Source organism: Fructilactobacillus florum DSM 22689 = JCM 16035 (assembly GCF_001436645.1).
GTDB classification, from domain to species: Bacteria; Bacillota; Bacilli; order Lactobacillales; family Lactobacillaceae; genus Fructilactobacillus; species Fructilactobacillus florum.
Genome location: NZ_AYZI01000007.1, coordinates 58,839 through 75,267 on the forward strand (window position 1 = coordinate 58,839; position 16,429 = coordinate 75,267).

The 16,429-nt window shown below is 45.1% G+C and carries 16 protein-coding genes; 2 read left to right on the forward strand and 14 right to left on the reverse strand.

Features of this window, described 5'->3' with window-relative positions:
• Positions 1-9: 9 nt before the first annotated feature.
• From ligA to FC87_RS04785, 4 genes are all read right to left on the reverse strand, one after another.
• Complete coding sequence (gene ligA / locus FC87_RS04770) at positions 10-2,037, reverse strand: NAD-dependent DNA ligase LigA (RefSeq protein ID WP_009166668.1); 2,028 nt, start codon at positions 2,035-2,037, stop codon at positions 10-12.
• 10 nt (positions 2,038-2,047) lie between these two features.
• A complete protein-coding gene (gene pcrA, locus FC87_RS04775) occupies positions 2,048-4,309 on the reverse strand; it encodes a DNA helicase PcrA (RefSeq protein ID WP_056961765.1) in 2,262 nt (753 codons plus the stop codon).
• 73 nt (positions 4,310-4,382) lie between these two features.
• Positions 4,383-5,525 carry an ATP-grasp domain-containing protein gene (locus FC87_RS04780; protein ID WP_056961766.1) on the reverse strand — a complete coding sequence of 381 codons (1,143 nt, stop codon included), beginning with the start codon at positions 5,523-5,525 and terminating at the stop codon, positions 4,383-4,385.
• Entirely contained in the window at positions 5,522-6,205 is a 684-nt protein-coding gene (locus tag FC87_RS04785) for a glycoside hydrolase family 73 protein (protein WP_009166671.1), read from the reverse strand. The genes FC87_RS04780 and FC87_RS04785 overlap by 4 nt, the downstream gene beginning before the upstream one ends.
• Before the next feature lie 106 nt (positions 6,206-6,311).
• On the opposite strand from FC87_RS04785, the gene FC87_RS04790 reads away from it, so the two are divergent.
• Positions 6,312-6,584 (forward strand): hypothetical protein, encoded by a 273-nt coding sequence (locus FC87_RS04790; protein WP_009166672.1) that lies wholly within the window; start codon positions 6,312-6,314, stop codon positions 6,582-6,584.
• A 93-nt stretch (positions 6,585-6,677) separates the two neighbouring features.
• Here FC87_RS04790 and FC87_RS04795 read toward each other — a convergent pair whose 3' ends face one another.
• From FC87_RS04795 to FC87_RS04810, 4 genes are all read right to left on the reverse strand, one after another.
• Positions 6,678-7,610, reverse strand: a complete 933-nt coding sequence (locus FC87_RS04795) for an AEC family transporter (protein WP_056961768.1) — start codon at positions 7,608-7,610, stop codon at positions 6,678-6,680.
• A 123-nt stretch (positions 7,611-7,733) separates the two neighbouring features.
• Positions 7,734-8,591: an SPFH domain-containing protein gene (locus FC87_RS04800; protein WP_009166674.1), complete on the reverse strand. Its 858-nt coding sequence runs from the start codon at positions 8,589-8,591 to the stop codon at positions 7,734-7,736.
• On the reverse strand, positions 8,578-8,919 hold the full coding sequence (locus FC87_RS04805) for a hypothetical protein (protein WP_225349207.1): 342 nt from the start codon (positions 8,917-8,919) through the stop codon (positions 8,578-8,580). The genes FC87_RS04800 and FC87_RS04805 overlap by 14 nt, the downstream gene beginning before the upstream one ends.
• Positions 8,920-9,009: 90 nt before the next feature.
• Positions 9,010-10,821: a MucBP domain-containing protein gene (locus tag FC87_RS04810; protein WP_009166676.1), complete on the reverse strand. Its 1,812-nt coding sequence runs from the start codon at positions 10,819-10,821 to the stop codon at positions 9,010-9,012.
• A 397-nt stretch (positions 10,822-11,218) separates the two neighbouring features.
• Between FC87_RS04810 and FC87_RS04815 the strand changes: the two genes are divergently transcribed.
• On the forward strand, positions 11,219-11,995 hold the full coding sequence (locus FC87_RS04815) for a hypothetical protein (protein ID WP_009166677.1): 777 nt from the start codon (positions 11,219-11,221) through the stop codon (positions 11,993-11,995).
• A 116-nt stretch (positions 11,996-12,111) separates the two neighbouring features.
• Here the strand turns inward: FC87_RS04815 and rpsI are convergent, their stop codons facing one another.
• From rpsI to FC87_RS04845, 6 genes are all read right to left on the reverse strand, one after another.
• Entirely contained in the window at positions 12,112-12,504 is a 393-nt protein-coding gene (rpsI, locus tag FC87_RS04820) for a 30S ribosomal protein S9 (RefSeq protein ID WP_009166678.1), read from the reverse strand.
• 13 nt (positions 12,505-12,517) lie between these two features.
• Positions 12,518-12,961 (reverse strand): 50S ribosomal protein L13, encoded by a 444-nt coding sequence (gene rplM / locus FC87_RS04825; RefSeq protein ID WP_009166679.1) that lies wholly within the window; start codon positions 12,959-12,961, stop codon positions 12,518-12,520.
• Between the two features lie 107 nt (positions 12,962-13,068).
• Positions 13,069-13,866 (reverse strand): tRNA pseudouridine(38-40) synthase TruA, encoded by a 798-nt coding sequence (gene truA, locus FC87_RS04830; RefSeq protein ID WP_009166680.1) that lies wholly within the window; start codon positions 13,864-13,866, stop codon positions 13,069-13,071.
• The gene (locus FC87_RS04835; RefSeq protein ID WP_009166681.1) at positions 13,866-14,663 is read right to left on the reverse strand and encodes an energy-coupling factor transporter transmembrane component T family protein; all 798 of its coding nucleotides are present in this window, start codon (positions 14,661-14,663) and stop codon (positions 13,866-13,868) included. Before FC87_RS04835 ends, truA begins: the two co-directional genes overlap by 1 nt.
• Entirely contained in the window at positions 14,651-15,517 is an 867-nt protein-coding gene (locus FC87_RS04840; protein ID WP_035421890.1) for an ATP-binding cassette domain-containing protein, read from the reverse strand. The genes FC87_RS04835 and FC87_RS04840 overlap by 13 nt, the downstream gene beginning before the upstream one ends.
• Positions 15,496-16,320: an ATP-binding cassette domain-containing protein gene (locus FC87_RS04845; protein WP_035421888.1), complete on the reverse strand. Its 825-nt coding sequence runs from the start codon at positions 16,318-16,320 to the stop codon at positions 15,496-15,498. Before FC87_RS04845 ends, FC87_RS04840 begins: the two co-directional genes overlap by 22 nt.
• Positions 16,321-16,429 lie beyond the last annotated feature (109 nt).

Genomic DNA, 16,429 nt, shown 5'->3' on the forward strand with positions numbered 1-16,429 from the left:
TTCACCTTCCTAATCATCCGTCGCTTGCATCTTCTGCTGAAAGCGTACCTCATCCCAAATGGGGATTTGAAGTTGTTCTGCTTGCTGACGTTTGCTACCTGCAGCCTCACCAGCGATTACCAGATCGGTTTTGGCAGAGACACTGCTCGTGACCGAACCGCCATGAGCCGTGATCCAAGCCGTGGCTTGCGGTCGCGTGAGCTGGGTCAGCTTTCCAGTTAATACTACTCTTTTTCCGTCAAAAAATGTATTGTGATTCGTTTTTGGACCGCGATACGTCATCGTCAGTCCAGCCGCCGTTAGCTCGGCTAACAACGTTTGACTATTAGGGTCAGCAAAGTAGGTTACCAAACTATCGGCAATAATCCCGCCAATTGTCGGAACTGCTTCAAGCTCATCCTTGGTGGCCTGCTGCAGTTGCGTCATGGTTTCAAACCTAGCCGCTAACAATTGCGCCGCCTTGCTGCCGACGTGCCGAATTCCTAAACCGAAAAGAACCCGCTCTAATGAGTTAGTTCGACTATTAGCAAGTGCTTGAAGTAAATTTTGTGCCGACTTCTCTCCCATTTTATCAAGCTGAACCAGTTGGTCAAATTGCAGCTGGTAGAGACTGGCCACATCGTCAATCAGATGATGGGCGAAAAGCTGGGCGACAATTTTCGGACCCAGGCCGGCAATGTCCATTGCATTTCGCGAAGCAAAATGAGTAACCTGTTCGGATAATTGGGCCGGACATTTCGGATTAATGCACCGCAAAGCCACCTCATCATCTAAATGAACTAATTTAGCTCCACAAGAAGGACAGGTCGTGGGAATTTCAGCTGGACGCGCCGTCTGGGGGCGTTGATCTGGTAGATAGCGATCCACCGATGGGATGATATCACCGGCTTTATAAATTACGACCGTATCCCCTAACCGCAAATCCTTACTTCTCAGATAGTCGGCATTGTGTAGTGAGGCGCGGGCAACCTGAGTTCCGGCAAGTTGCACCGGTGCAAAAGTGGCTGTGGGCGTTACTACTCCGGTGCGTCCGATTGTCCACTCGATTGCCTCCAATTTAACGTGGGCCTCTTCTGGCGGAAATTTAAAGGCAATCGCCCACTTGGGTACTTTCACTGTGTGACCAATCTCGGTTTGAAGCGCCAACGAATTGGTTTTAATGACAATTCCATCAATTCCATAGGCAAGCTCATCACGCCGCTGTTGGTTTTTAGCAATATAGGCATCAATGGTCGCTAGCTGACTGGCAACCTGATAATCAGGATTAATGGCGAAACCCAGTTCTTGTAATTCGGCTAACAGCTCACTTTGAGTCGTGGCCTTGACATCGTGATAGTCAGCAACATTGTACATAAAGGTGCTGAGGTGCCGAGATGCGGTTACTTGCGGATCGAGTTGCCGCAAACTCCCGGCGGCTGCATTTCTGGGGTTGGCAAAGGTCGGTTGTCCCTCCGTTTCCCGGCGCTCGTTGAGTTTTAAAAAGGCCGCTTTGCCCATGTAGCACTCTCCACGAACCTCAATGTCGATGGGACGCGTCAATTGGTGTGGAATGGAAGGAATCGTCATGATATTGGCAGTAATATCCTCGCCAATCAAGCCGTTGCCCCGCGTCGATCCCTGTACTAACCGTCCCGCTTCGTAACGCAACGAAATTGATAAACCATCAATTTTTAGTTCACAATTAAATTCCTGATCAGCTGGATATGCTTGTTGCAACCGTTCAATAAATCCATGAAGCTCATCGACTGAAAAAACATCCCCCAACGACAACAGTGGAATCCGATGTTGTACCTTGGTAAACTCACTGGCCGCGGCCCCACCAACTTGCTGTGTCGGTGAATCGGGGCTCACCAGTTCTGGGAACCGTTCCTCAATTTCAACCAATCGCCGATATTGTTGATCGTAAACGTCGTCTGGAACGGTTGGCTGATCAGCTTCATAGTACTGCTGACCCCATTCACGTAACTTTTGGCGCAGCGGTCCAATTTCTGCCCGCGCCGTCGTTAAAGTTAGGGATGATACTGCTGGCTGCTCCATACGATCCTCCTTAGTTGTTTTTTGTAATCGGAGCAAAGGCTGCAAGCAACCGTTTCACTCCTTTAGCTTCAAATGCAATATCTAATTCCTGATCCTCGCCACTGCCACTGACTTTGACAACTCTCCCGGTGCCCCACGCCTTGTGCGTCACCTGATCGCCAACCTGCCAGTTAGTGTCTGATGCACCACTGTGTTGATGCTGAGCTGGTGGCGTTTGCGGACCACGGTAGGTTGAACTCAGCGCCTGAGCCGTTCGCCGGTTCTGGGGACTGTCAAACGGTGTTCGGAGTCCAGACGCTCGAGGTGTTCCTTGACCGGGATCCGTTTGCAACAGATCAGGACTGACTTCATCCAAAAAGCGCGAGGCTGGATTATTTTGCATTCGTCCATATAACGTTCGCCCGTAAGCATTGGTCAAATACAACTTTTGCTGGGCTCGGGTAATCCCCACGTAGGCTAAGCGCCGTTCTTCTTCTAGTTCAGTTGGATCGTCTGCCGCTCGCGAAAGTGGGAAGAGGTTTTCTTCCATCCCAATCATAAACACGACGGGAAATTCAAGTCCCTTAGCGGCGTGAAGCGTCATTAACGTCACCTGTTGCGCTTCCTCGTCCACATCATCTTGGGCAGAAACCAGTGCAAGGTCGGCTAAAAAATCAACCAATTGGTTCCCGGTTTCGCTTTCAGCTGGATGGTACCGCGCGTCAAAGTCCTGAGTGACTGACAGAAATTCTTCCAAGTTGGCTACCCGAGCTTCATTTTCCAGTGAATCGGTTGCTTTCAGGCTTTTCAGGTAACCGGTCTGGTCTAACACTGCCTCAGTAATTGTCGTCACGTCCCCAGTTTCAGCTACTTTCTGGAGCTGGGTAATGGTGTCAGCAAAGCCAGAAATCGCATTGCGAGCCCGACTAGATAGCGCATTGGCGTTGGTTGCATTCCGTGCCGCCGCCAACAATGAGCTAGCTTGATCCGTGGCAAACTGGCGGAGTTTTTCTACACTGGTACTGCCAATCCCCCGTTTAGGAACATTAATGACCCGCTCAAAGCTCATGGAATCATTTCCATTGGCGATCAAGGTCAGGTAGGACAACACATCCATGATTTCTTTGCGTTCATAAAACCGATGCCCGCCCACCATGGTGTAGGGAATGCTGGCCTTCAAAAACGTTTCTTCAACGATTCGCGACTGCGCATTAGTTCGGTAGAGAACCGCAAAGTCATTGTAAGAATAATGGTGCTTGGCCATCTCGGCCTTAATCCGTGTGACCACAAACTGGATTTCATCCCGCTCACTTTGCGCCCGATAATACGTAATGGGTTCGCCGGCTTGATTCTCGGTCCATAATTTTTTTGGTTTGCGCTCTTCGTTGTTTTGGATAACATCGTTGGCTGCCTGCAGGATTTTTTTAGTTGACCGGTAGTTTTGCTCCAACAGGGTCACGTGCGCATCTGGATAATCAGTTTCAAAGTCCAGGATGTTATTCATGTTGGCGCCCCGCCAACCATAAATACTTTGGTCAGCATCCCCGACCACGCAAATGTTGTGATGCTTGGCAGCTAACATGCGCACTAGACGGTACTGGGCTTCGTTGGTATCCTGATACTCATCAACGTGAATGTAGTGAAACTTGTCTTGATAGTAATGAAGCACGTCGGGAAACTGCTCAAACAGCTGGATTGGCAACATGATTAGATCGTCAAAGTCAACGGCATCATTAGCCTGTAGTTGTTTTTGGTATTCGCGATAAACTTCGCCCGTAACTTGGGCAAACGGATCATCTGAGTCATGCGCTTTTTGGTAGTCAGTTGGCGTCTGTAATTCGTTTTTAGCATTTGAAATGGCTCCCAAAATTGCGCGCGGATCATTTTTCTTGGGATCGTAATCTAAGTCATGCAAAATTCGTTTAATTAGGGTTTTCTGCTCGCTAGTTCCGGCAATCGAAAAAGCCTGATGATACCCTAATTTTTCAATGTTACGCCGTAAAATGCGGACCCCAAGGGCATGAAAAGTGGAAACCCAGACATCATTACCCCCAACTTCTAAGAGTTGATTAACCCGCTCCTTCATCTCCCGAGCGGCTTTATTGGTAAAAGTAATCGCTAAAATCTGCCATGGCAAAACATGCTTTTCCTCGATCAAATAGGCAATTCGGTGGGTCAACACTCGGGTTTTCCCACTTCCTGCTCCGGCCATGATCAGCAACGGACCAGTCACCTGTTGCACCGCTTCTTGTTGTTTGTCATTCATATTTTTTAAAAGGTCGGCGTCCGCCATGATTTATTCGTCCTCTCGCTTCGCATTAGTCAGTTTAATTATAGCAAAAAAAAGACGACCACATCGTCGTCGCTTAATTTTTTCCTGCGGTTTGCGGACCGAGCCCGCTGGCTTCTAATTCGGCCATGGCTTGTTGTAAATCAGCTGTCTGAATCAGTAAACAGCCTGAATAGCTGTTGGACAAGGCTGCCTGGCGGTAAGAGAAAATAAACTGCCAGTCTGGATGCTGCTCCCGCAACTCCAAGACCAGGGGAACCTGACGGCGCGTGAACGTCTGCATAATCACATCACGATATTTTTTTACGGGTGAAATTGGCAACCCTGAAATGGCGCGAAGATGTTGGCGGTATTCATTAATATTCATTGCTAAATCAAACAAATATCCGGTGTTGGATACGGTTGTCTCAACCCCACAAACATACAGCGTCCCGGTGGCGGTGTAGCCAAAATTAATCTCATAGGTGCCAACATAGTCAACGTGTTGCCCGATTTCCTTTGTGATGCGCTGCATTTCTGCGACTAACTCGGCTTCAACGTCGTCCATAACAGTATAAATAGTACGCTGTCCCTGGGCAAAGGTCTTAATCACAACGGGCGGAAATTGTTGAATCTCCCCTTGCTGATCTTTCGTTGCGATTACTGCGAGAGACTGTTGAAACGGAACGACAGATTCCATTACAAAACTGCCAGCTTGAAAGTACTGCGAAGCCAACTGGATATCCGAACTTTGATGCAAGATAAAGAACGGATCCGTGCGGGTCATGCGGACGATGGGCTTCAAAACGGCCGGAAATCCCAAAGATGCCGTCGCTACTTGCATGTCATGTTCATCAACAACCGTCTCATAGGGAACACTATTAACATTCAACTGGTCAAAAAAGGCATGTTGTAGGCCTCGGTCCTGCACAATACTTAACAAATCATTCCCCTGCGGAACAATCGTAAACTGGCGCAAATAATCAACCATCGCAGCACTAAGTTCATCAGAGACGTAGGTCACCACCTGACACGCCTCACCAAAGCGGCGTAACTGGTCGCGGTCATCCCAACCACCGACCAAAGCCACATCAGCTTGACGCCGAATCTGACTATTACTCTTTGTACTGTAGGTAACGATGCGTAACCCGGCATCACGAGAACAGTTAATGAGCTGGGTACTGCTAAACTCGTCACCCAAAATTCCAATCGTATCTCCTGGTTTCAAAACCGCCGTCATCGTGTTTTCTCCTTCATCGCCATTTGATCATATTGATCCAAATGATATTTCTGAATAATGTTAATGATCTTTTGCGAATAACTAGGATCCGTCGCATAACCAGACTGGCTCAACGCCAGGGCTGCTGCTTGATAGTCATCCGTCTGGACCACATTTTTATACTGTTCCCGATTCCAATCCGTGCCGTAGGCTAACAATTTAGCGTGCGCTGCAATCGATTCATCCCAGTTTTGATAGACACGAAACCGCCCCTTCACGAGACTCGGGGTTCCATTCGTAAACTCCGTCGTTTGCAACTCAACGTTGGGTTGATCTGGCTCCGCCTTAACCCCAAATAAATTATAGTATTTAGCTGCCAGTTCACTTTGGCCCCAATCTGATTCTAAAATCGCTTGAGCCAACGTAATGCTTGGTAAAATGTTATAAGTTTGTTTAACTCGCATTGTTTCAGGCAGGAGCTTATTAATAAACTCCCGGTGCTGGCGACTCGTATTTTCATTACGATACGTTGGCACGTCTGGTTCACGCGCATAATTAAAAACAGCGAGTGCCGCCCCAATCAACAAGATGAGCAAAAAAAGCAGTCCATAACTGGTTAACTGCCCGGTTTGTACAATATTCTTTTTAGAGCTCGGTCGTCTACGCCGTTGGCGGGGACGCCTTCTTTTTTTATTTGCCACAACAAACCTCGGTTGCATTCGATATGGTTAAATTGTACTACAAAATAGTGTAGAATTAACATTAGTTAGATTCCAACCAACGGAAATGAAAGGGAGGCGTATAATTTTGCCAAAAAAGAATGATGAACTAACCGAAACTGAAAAATCGCCCTTTGGAATTGGCGACGAAGTCAGCTTTGAGCTCCAAAAGGAAACCTTTACTGGTCTGATTGAAAAAGCATATAAAAATGCCTTTCTCGTAACTTTTGAGACTGATGATGCTGATATCATTGATAGCTACCATAATAAAACGATCGTGAATTGGAAAGATCTCACCATGATCAAGGCTGCGCCACATCCAAAGCAACCAGCAACTGACGAGCATGATGCCGCCGAATAAATAATTTCAATAAGTCCTTGTCTACGAATAACGACAAGGGCTTATTTTTTATAGGTGGTCAAATCATCCTGCTAGACCGATTACCATAAACAACTAAATAATAAAATTATTTATGAAAAACACCAACGGAATCGTCACCAGGCACAAGATGGTCGAACAGCTCATTAGTGCAATTGCGGGAGCTGGGTCGTGGCGGGCTTGTAGTGAAAACAGTACGACTAATCCGGCGACGGGGCAGGCTGCCATAACTACACTAGTATTTAGTGCTGTTCCCGATAACCCCACCAATCGAAATAATCCGAGCGCTAACAAAGGATAAAGCAAATTGCGCAACAGCAAACTTAGTCCGAGGGACCAATTAAATAGCGTCCGATGCAACTTGACATGTGCCAGACTATTCCCAATCACTAGCATGGCAAGCGGCGTATTAAGGGAGCTAACGTAGCCTAGGACACTCCCCAATGAGCCGGTTATTTTAATTTGCAGAAAGAAGAAAACCAGTCCTAGCAAAATTGCTAGATTGTTGGGATTTAGACAAACTTGACGCCAGTCAATCCCGGGGTGCAGATGGTCCGCTGGCTGAAACATGGCGACCCCGTAGGTCCAGTTAAAGAGATTAAAGGCTGCCAACGCCACCACCGCATAAAACACACCAACGGGACCAAATAGCGCTTGAATTAACGGAATTCCCATAAAACCGGCATTGGAAAAGATGCTCCCATACTGGGCAATCAGTCGCAAATTCGCATTTCCCACCTTGCAAAACAGCGCGTGCGATATGATCATTTCTGCTCCATACAGGATGATAACTGCTACAAAGGCCAGGAAAAATTGCCGTAGCCGACTCGCTGAATATGGTGCTTGAAAGGCAACTATGATCAGACATGGAGAAACAATTTCAATCAAGATAGAGGTCAAGTCACGGGACGTCTGTGGCTTCATCAAATTAAGCCGCCCAATTAAGAAACCAACAAACATTAGTCCAAACAAGATGATAATTTGGTTGGCAAGCTGCGTAATGTTCACTAACATCTTCCTTTCTACACTAAAATTACATTAAGTTCATCATAGCTGATTTTGGCAAGTGGTGGCGAAAATTTTTCCAATAAAAAAAGCATGCCGAGGCATGCCTGCTAAAATCTGCAAAAACTATTTCTTTTTGGGTGCTGGCTGTTCGTGCAACAACTTACTAAAAGTTGCTAGTTGCCCATACTCAGCGTTGTCTTGATTGGGGACAATAATTAGGTTACCTTGCTGACCGGCTTGCTTGATCGCTTCAATCGACTGTGCGTTAAAGTACTTCGGATCAGCACTCGCCAAGGCTGTTTGCAACTTGTCAATCTGGTACCCCTGCGCATCGGCTTGGATCTTCGTGGCATATGCTTGCGCGTCTGCATGAATCTCCGTCTGTTGCTTATCGGCCTTAGCCGTTGCAATTTTTGCCGCATTTTTAGCTTCGGTACTTAACCGAACTTGTTCAGCATCTCCTTGGGCGGCCGAAATCGTTGCCTGCTTGTTCTTAGAAGCCGTGATCTGGTTCTCCATGGCCTCACTAACCCCTTTTGAAGGGGTAAGATCGCCGATTTGAACCCGCTCCACCATGACTCCATAGGTGTTAGTTAAATCACCGATATTTTGCATCAACTGGTTGTTAATTTTATCCGTTGAATTTAAAACTTCGTCTAAATCCATACTACCGATAATATCTCGCAATGTTCCACTTACCTGATAGGCCATTGATTGGATCGAATTACTATTTCCAAAGGTGTACCGTTCTGCATTCGTAATCCGGTAGTTTAGCGTGACCTGAATGCTGATGCTGGCATTATCACGAGTAATCCCCGTTTGTACCGGTAGGGCTAAAGGTTGTGACTGTAAACTAATGGTGCGTACCCTTTCAAAAAACGGAATGTAAAAGTGCAACCCGCTTTCGAACTGGCGCGAATATTTCCCTAAAAATGTAACCAAACCAACGTTGTTTTGTTGAACAATCTTAATTCCCAGCATGATATTCTCCTTTAGTGACAAGATAAACTTTTTGTTCGGAAACTTCAGCAACGACATAGCTCTGTTGAGCTATCCTTTTAGTGCCGACCAGTTGATAGAAATATAGTACTCCGTTTAATTTAACTAGCCCATCGGGTTGAAGCGCGCTCCCTTGCACCTCGGTGCCCACCAAATCTGGCATCCCAATGAGTGGCGGGCGGGCAAAATGCTGCGCAATGATGGACTCAATCTCAGTTGCTACCGAGATTCCCTTGGCACTGGCAAGCAAAGTCAACGTATGCATCTCTTCTGGAGCTAAATTAATAGTAACTGCTTGCTTTTTCATCATATTCCTTAACAAATTCTAAAATGTAATCATGAGTTTATCTTAACAAGTTTTGGAGCCTAACACAACTAGCAATCCAGTATCTCACGATCTTTATTTCCGATTGCGCCACCAGAGTCCAGTAACACCGACAAGCATAACTATTCCAACTAATCCTACGACGATAGTTACTGGGGCTGCCCCGGTTTGTGGTAATCGCCACCAATGTTTAGTTCGCCGGGGTGCCCGAGTCTGCTGGGGATGTTTTTTTGTTGAAACCTCCGTTAAGGAATTATCGATTGTTTCTAATAATGATTCAGGAACCTGCAAAAGCCCTGGTTTCTGATTACCAGGCTCATCTGTTGGCGTTGGCGTTGGTTCTGGTTTGAAAGGATCGCTTGCCAGTTGCTCATATTGATAAATGATGGTTTGCTCGTCACTAGTAAATTTACCCAGCTGCGAACCCTGCACCGTCCGCAATTTATAATTCGGAATCTCGCAAGCAGTTGTCTGATAGTCAGTTCCCACCTGACCAGTAAGTGTCAGTGGTGGTAATAAGTCTTGCCCGTGAGCATCCTGATACTTCACGGTAACCGTTCCCTGGTCAGCCTGCTGCTTCGTATAAACATACGTCACGGTTTGGGGTTGCTCACTAAACTGACCGGTTGTATTTCCCGCAACCTTTTTTAGTTGATAATCAGGAAATTCCTTAGCAGTCGTTTGATAATTCTGACCCACTGATCCAGTTAAAGTTTCCGCTGGAGCCAAATCATCGCCGTTTTCGTCCCGATAATACACGGTTACTGGCTGCCCGGCATCTGGTTCAATTGTAATATAATTTGCAAAAATATTATTTCCCTGCTGAAAACTATTAACGCCAGGTGGGGTCGGCAAATCAAGATTTCCGTTAAACCTAACACTCAAAGATGACAGCTGGGAAAACTGTGATTGAGTAAGCGGTTGATCAGTTTGCCAACCATCATCCGTTTCTTTAAGTTCTCCGCTAATGTCAAGACTTCCTAAATCATATGCAAGCTTGCCCATCCAAGATTTTTCTCCATTAAAAAGCGTCCCAATCCCGCGCAATTGATCAGCCGGAATAGTTAGCAGATGGGTTTGCTGATCATAATGTAAAGACGATCTGGGAATCTCATAGTAGCGACTTCCCCATTTCTGTAGACTAATATCAATATCCATCCCTTGTAGGTTCATAGTGCCCAGTGGAGAAAAATCAGAGATTTTATTTTCCGACAGATCCAGCTTGGTCAGTGGAGAACTAGCCTTGATAGCTGGAAGCGCTGCAATCGAATCAATATTGGTACCCTCGATGGTTAGCGATGTCAGATTGGGTAAACCCATCATTTTCTCAAAAATTTGATTATCGATTTTTTGATATTCGTATCCAGGTGCAGCCGTAATTAATTGGTAAAGCGCCAACGTATCTAAATTAGTTAGCTTAGAAAAGTCCGGCATGCGTTCACTAGGTACGAAAATACCTGAAATTTCTAAATTCTGTAAACTAGGAATGTCAGCTATCTTACTCAAATCAATGTCATCGGGAGCTCCGTCAGAAGCCAAAGCAGCAGCAATATTTAGTCGATTTAAATGATTTAAATACTGAATCCCTTCAAAGTTTTGGGGCAATTGTTTAATTTTTCCTCCCCAAATTGGGATTTCGAGGTAGCTAATCGTGGCTAAATCACCAACCGTTACCGCTTCAACTGGTTTATCAAGACGCTCAGCTAAAATTTGTTGGAAGGTTTGATCAGGTACGACGGCTGTCATGGGAGTCTGATCGGTAATTTCACTTGCGTTTTGAGCTACAACTTGATTGGCCTGTACAACCAGTGGTTGTCCAATGATTCCCGTAACTGCTAACAAAATTCCGATAATAAGGCTCAATTTCAAATTTGGTTTGTTTTGCATAAAAAAATCTCCATTTAATCGCCTACAACTAATTTATAATTAATATCTTAAGATAATACTTTAAGTGTAAAGTAAATCAAGTTTCGAGTAAAGACTTTCATATCAACTTAGGAGCAATCCACAAGCATAGTGGTCAATTAATGGTTTCAAAGTTTTATAAATCAAACCACTTCACTTAAAAAAGCATCCGTCCACATCAAGAACGAATGCTTAAATAAAATCGATAATCTTATTTTATCTTGTCAAAAATTTTCAGATTATCTTGCTCATTTTAATACTCCTAAAAATCGATAGATAATATTCTAACAATTTATTTTAACATACTAACATGTTAGTATTTGAGTATCATCAAAACGAATTAACTTTTACATATCGATCACTTAAAGGAAGTTGAACCATGTCACAAACACCAAAGCAAACCATTTCAATTAAAACCAGCAACGATTCACCCCAAAAGCAATATTCCACCAAACAAGTTTCACTAGAAACGATTTTAAAGGGAGGAAACTTTGAAGTTACTCCGGAAGAATATCAAGAAATCAAGCAAATTGCCGAACAAAACCCTGATTTCAACGTAAAAATGATCAATGACCAACCTACGCCAGATACTACTAATCAGCAAGAAAGTACCAATAGAGCGACTAATAACACAACTAAATTAGAAGAACCATCCCCCCAAAAAAAGAAGAAAAACTTGAAAGAGATCCTTTGGATTGGATATTTAGTATTATTTCTCTATTCCGTGATCTCTAGAATAGACTTCGGTAAATTTTTCAATATTATTTCCGGTGGTCCCAACGGTGAATATTACGTGATGGCGATAAAATTTATCAAAAATCACATGTTAGGAATGAATTTTAAAATCTTTCCGTTCGTCATCTTTGGAATTTGGTTCTTGCATTCAAAATATAATCCTTGGCGAACGTCAGCAACCATCAGATTACTCAATAATCTAGTGACCATTGGACTCCTCATATGGTCACTACCCTTTGTCCTTTACTATGGTGGTTGGCTCGTTTTAATTTGCTTGTTTATCTTATTCCAAGGACTCTTTGCTTGGGCAACTCCTTGGTTTGGATATTGGATTGGTGACCATCGCTATCATGGCTATTATTACAATCGGTTTGATGATTATAATCCTTACGATGATTACGATGATCATGATTACTATTAATCTATAATACAAAAGCAGTAGCTACATTCGTTATGAATGTAGATACTGCTTTTTTGGAAGCAAACAATGATTAATAAAAACACCCATGCCAAATGCATGAGTGCCAAAATAAAATATTAACGTTTTGAGAATTGACGTGCTTTCCGGGCTTTTTTCAAACCTGGTTTCTTTCGTTCTTTCATCCGTGAGTCCCGGGTTAATAAGCCGGCACTCTTTAATGCTTCACGGAAATCAGGGTCAACATCGAGCAATGCTCGTGCAATCCCTAACCGAATGGCTCCAGCTTGTCCAGAGAAACCACCACCGTTAACGTTTGCTAGGGTATCGTAATTTCCTAGTGTTTCCGTTGTGTTGTATGGTTGTAAGATTACTTCACGTAAACTTGGAAATGGAATGTAATCTTCCACGTCACGACCATTAATGACAACTTTACCAGTACCGGGAACTAGACGTACCCGCGCAACTGAATCTTTCCGGCGACCTGTGCCGGCATATTGTACTTTAGCCAATTGAGTTTCCTCCTTAAATTAGATGGTTAATATCTAAAACTTCAGGTTGTTGGGCAGCTTGTTGATGATCAGCACCAGCGTAAACATGCAATTTCTTTGCAATTTTACGACCTAAAGTTCCGTGAGGAAGCATTCCTTTAACAGATTGCTCAATTAACTTGTCTGGTTTTTCATCGCGTAACATGCCAAATGATTCTTGTTTAATCCCACCAATGTATTGCGTGTGGTGGTAGTGCATCTTGTTTTTAGCTTTGTGACCCGTCAAAGCTACCTGAGCAGCATTGATGATAATCACATGATCACCACAATCAACGTTGGGTGTGTAAGTGGTCTTATTTTTACCGCGTAAAACGGTTGCGGTGACGCTTGCTAGCCGACCCAAAGGGATCCCAGCTGCGTCAATCAAATACCATTTGTGTTCAATTTCACCGGGCTTAGCCATGTATGTTGTACGCACTATTCTTTCCTCCGTGTTTCTGTGTTTGTTCGACACCTTATAAGTTTCCGGGGCTTATGTGGGGCAAACAATACCATCTACCATAATACAAATTATTAGTATAAAAGTCAATCAAGATCCCGATGCTTTTTTTGTGAATGTTGCGGATCATCACCAGGATAATAGACACGTTCTAAATACAACCCTTGAGCCGGCAGCGTCAACCGAGCTTCTTGACGATTTCGCACCTGCAAGAGCCGTTCAATATCATGAACAGGACGCTTTCCCATCCCAATTTCAACTAGCACCGCCGCCATAATTCGCACCTGGTTGTACATAAAACCATCGCCATAAAACGACAAATGGACCTCGTCATGAGCGCAATCCTCTCGAACGGTTGCGGAAAAAATCGTGCGAACCCGACTTCCCGGCTTGGCACCAGCCGCCACGAATGAGGAAAAGTCATGGCGACCTAATAAATCAGTAGCAGCTTGTTGCATTTTTTGAACATCAAGCGGAAAGCGCCAGTGGGCAGTATACCGCCGCTTGAATGGGTTAGTAAATTCCCCTTGAGCAATCCGGTAAAGATATCGTTTGCCAGTTACGTCATAACGAGCCTGAAAATCAGCTGCTACTTTGGCAACAGCAATAATTTCAATATCTAACGGACACATACTGTTTAAACCCTTCAAGAGACTGGTAGCTGCTAGTTGAAATGGAAAATCGAAATGAGCAGTTTGTGCCAGCGCATGCACCCCCGCATCAGTCCGACCAGAACCATACACAACAATTGCTGGTTCTGGGTTTTTAGCCATAATGTTTATCAACTTGGTTAAAACCCCTTCTACCGTTCGCTGGTGTGGCTGACGTTGAAAGCCCGCAAAATCAGTCCCTTCATATGCAAATGTAATTTTATACCGTGGCATTAAAATCCTCGCGTTCCCAGTACTAAAAGACCTAGTACAATTACTAACCCTAACGATCCCGTGTCAGCCGGCCGCCAAATAAATTTACGGTAACTAGTCCGCACAGCCTGAACGGAGTAACCACTCGCTCCCAGTGCGTCCGCCAGATGATCAGCATGTCGAAACGATGCCACTAGCAACGGAATAATCAAAGTTCCAATGTTTCGTACTCGTTCCCAGAGTTTGCCCTGATTAAAGTTAGTGCCACGGGAGCGTTGTGCATCCATAATCGTTTGCAGTTCGGTCAATAGCGTGGGAATAAAGCGCAGGGCAATTGAAATCATCATCCCGATGGTGGAGACAGGAACTTTAAGTCGTTTTAGGGGCTGAAGTAGCCGTTCAATTCCTGCCGCAATCGCATTTGGCGAAGTCGTCATGGTCAACAAGGCTGCTTCCATAATGATTAGCGTAAACCGTACTAAAATCAGCCCAGCCGTTACCAAACCCGTCGATGTAATCTTAACAACACCCCAGTGAAAATAAATGGTCCCCCCCGTTCCAAACAAGATTTGAATCAGGAGAGTAAACCCGATTAGCCATAAAAAGGGAATAATCGTATGAAGCATCATGGACAGTGAAAGGCGAGCCGCACTGATTTGGACAATTAAGGCACACCCCAATATGCCATAATTAAGCCAATTATTTGCAACCAGGGTCCACGTAATCAAGAGCAGCACCGCCAAAATTTTGGTTACCGGATTCAAACGATGGATCAATGAGTTTCCGGGCAGGTAATTGCCAAAAACTATTTGTTGCATGGATGACCTCCCTGATGGATATCGTTAACCAGCAGCCTCGTTGCTTCTGTAGCGGTCAATGGTAATTGTGCCAGCTGGACTCCGTGAGCTTGCAGCCGGTAATAAAATTGCACCGCAGCTGGAAGTGGGACTGCCGTAGGTGCGGTTGCAAAAAACTCACGTACGGGTTGATCTCGTATCAATTGGCCTGCTTGTAACATCAAGACCCGCGCGGCTAACTGAGCAACCACATCCATGTCATGTGTAATGATGATGATTGTTACTTGTTGCTGCTGGAGGCGTCCCAATAAGTCCAATAATTGCTGGACTCCGGCAGCGTCTAAGCCCACCGTTGGCTCATCTAAGACCAGCAACCGTGGTTTCATTGCTAAAACTCCAGCAATTGCAACCCGTCGCATTTGACCCCCCGAAAGTTCAAAGGGTGAGCGTGTTTCAAATTCTGGTGGAATCCCCACGGCCCGTAAAGCTTGCTGTGCTAACTGTCGAGCCTCTTTCTCGGACTTGCCAAAATTTTGCGGTCCAAAACTAACGTCTGCCAAAACCGTTTCTGCGAACAGTTGATGTTCGGGTGCTTGAAAAATCATGCCCACCTCGGACCGTAACTGCTGCAACGCCCGCCGATTCGTGTGGCGATTCAGTCGAAGACCATTAATGGTTACCGTCCCACTCGTAGCGAACTGCAACCCGTTTAGTAGTCGCATTAAGGTCGACTTGCCACTCCCGGTTGCACCCACAATAGCAACGGTTTCTCCTTGTGCAATCTGTAATGAAATATCAGTCAACGCTGGATGAACAACCGGCGTTTGCAAACCATAGCTATAATTAACCTGTTTTAAAACAACTGGGAAATCCATTGACTCAGTCCTTCATCATCTAAATAGTGTGCGGGCACTGTGATCCCACGGTCGCACAGTTGGTGTTGTACTTGTGCACTGAAGGGCGCCTGCATCTGCATTGCCGTAAGTAAGTCTGGTTGCTCAAAAAATCGTGCGGGCGCCCCCTGAAATACGACTTTATGCTGATTAAGTGCAAGGACCTGGTCAGCTTGAGCCACCGCAGAAACATCGTGCGTAATCATTAGAATCGTGAGTTGCGTGGTCTTTTGCAACTGCGTCAAAACAGTTGTAATAGCCTCCTTTGTCGCTGCATCGAGCATACTGGTGGCTTCATCTAAAACCAAAATTTCAGGTTGAACTGCTAAGGCACTGGCTAAGGCAACCTTTTGTTGTTGTCCGCCCGACAGCCAGCTGGGGTCGTGTTCGGCAAGTTCACTAATCCCAACTTGTTTCATGGCTTGCGGAACCAGTTGGTGCATGGTTTCATAATCAACTTGCCGATTCTCGAGCCCAAAAGCGACATTTTCAGCAACCGTGCCCGCAATCAGCTGATCAGCCGGTGTTTGAAAAACCAAGGCTAATTTTTGCTGTAACCGCTGCCGATTTTCCTGCCGAAGGGGTTCATCATCAAGCTTAATGGTGCCTGCAGTTGGTAGCAGTAACCCATCTAAAAGCTTAATGATCGTGCTTTTACCACTACCATTTGGACCGACTAGTGCCGTGGTTTGACCACTTTGCAACGTAAAGGACAGCTGTTCAAAAACTGGATCCGCGCCGTCATACGAAAAGGCAACGTCATTAAATTCAATTTTACCAGGCATCCCACCAAGTCCCCTCAATTTTATGTATAAAAAAATCACTAAAAGGTTGAGGCGCATGGAAAAAAATCCACATTCAAGCTAGACTTGGAATTCCATCATCATAACGCTT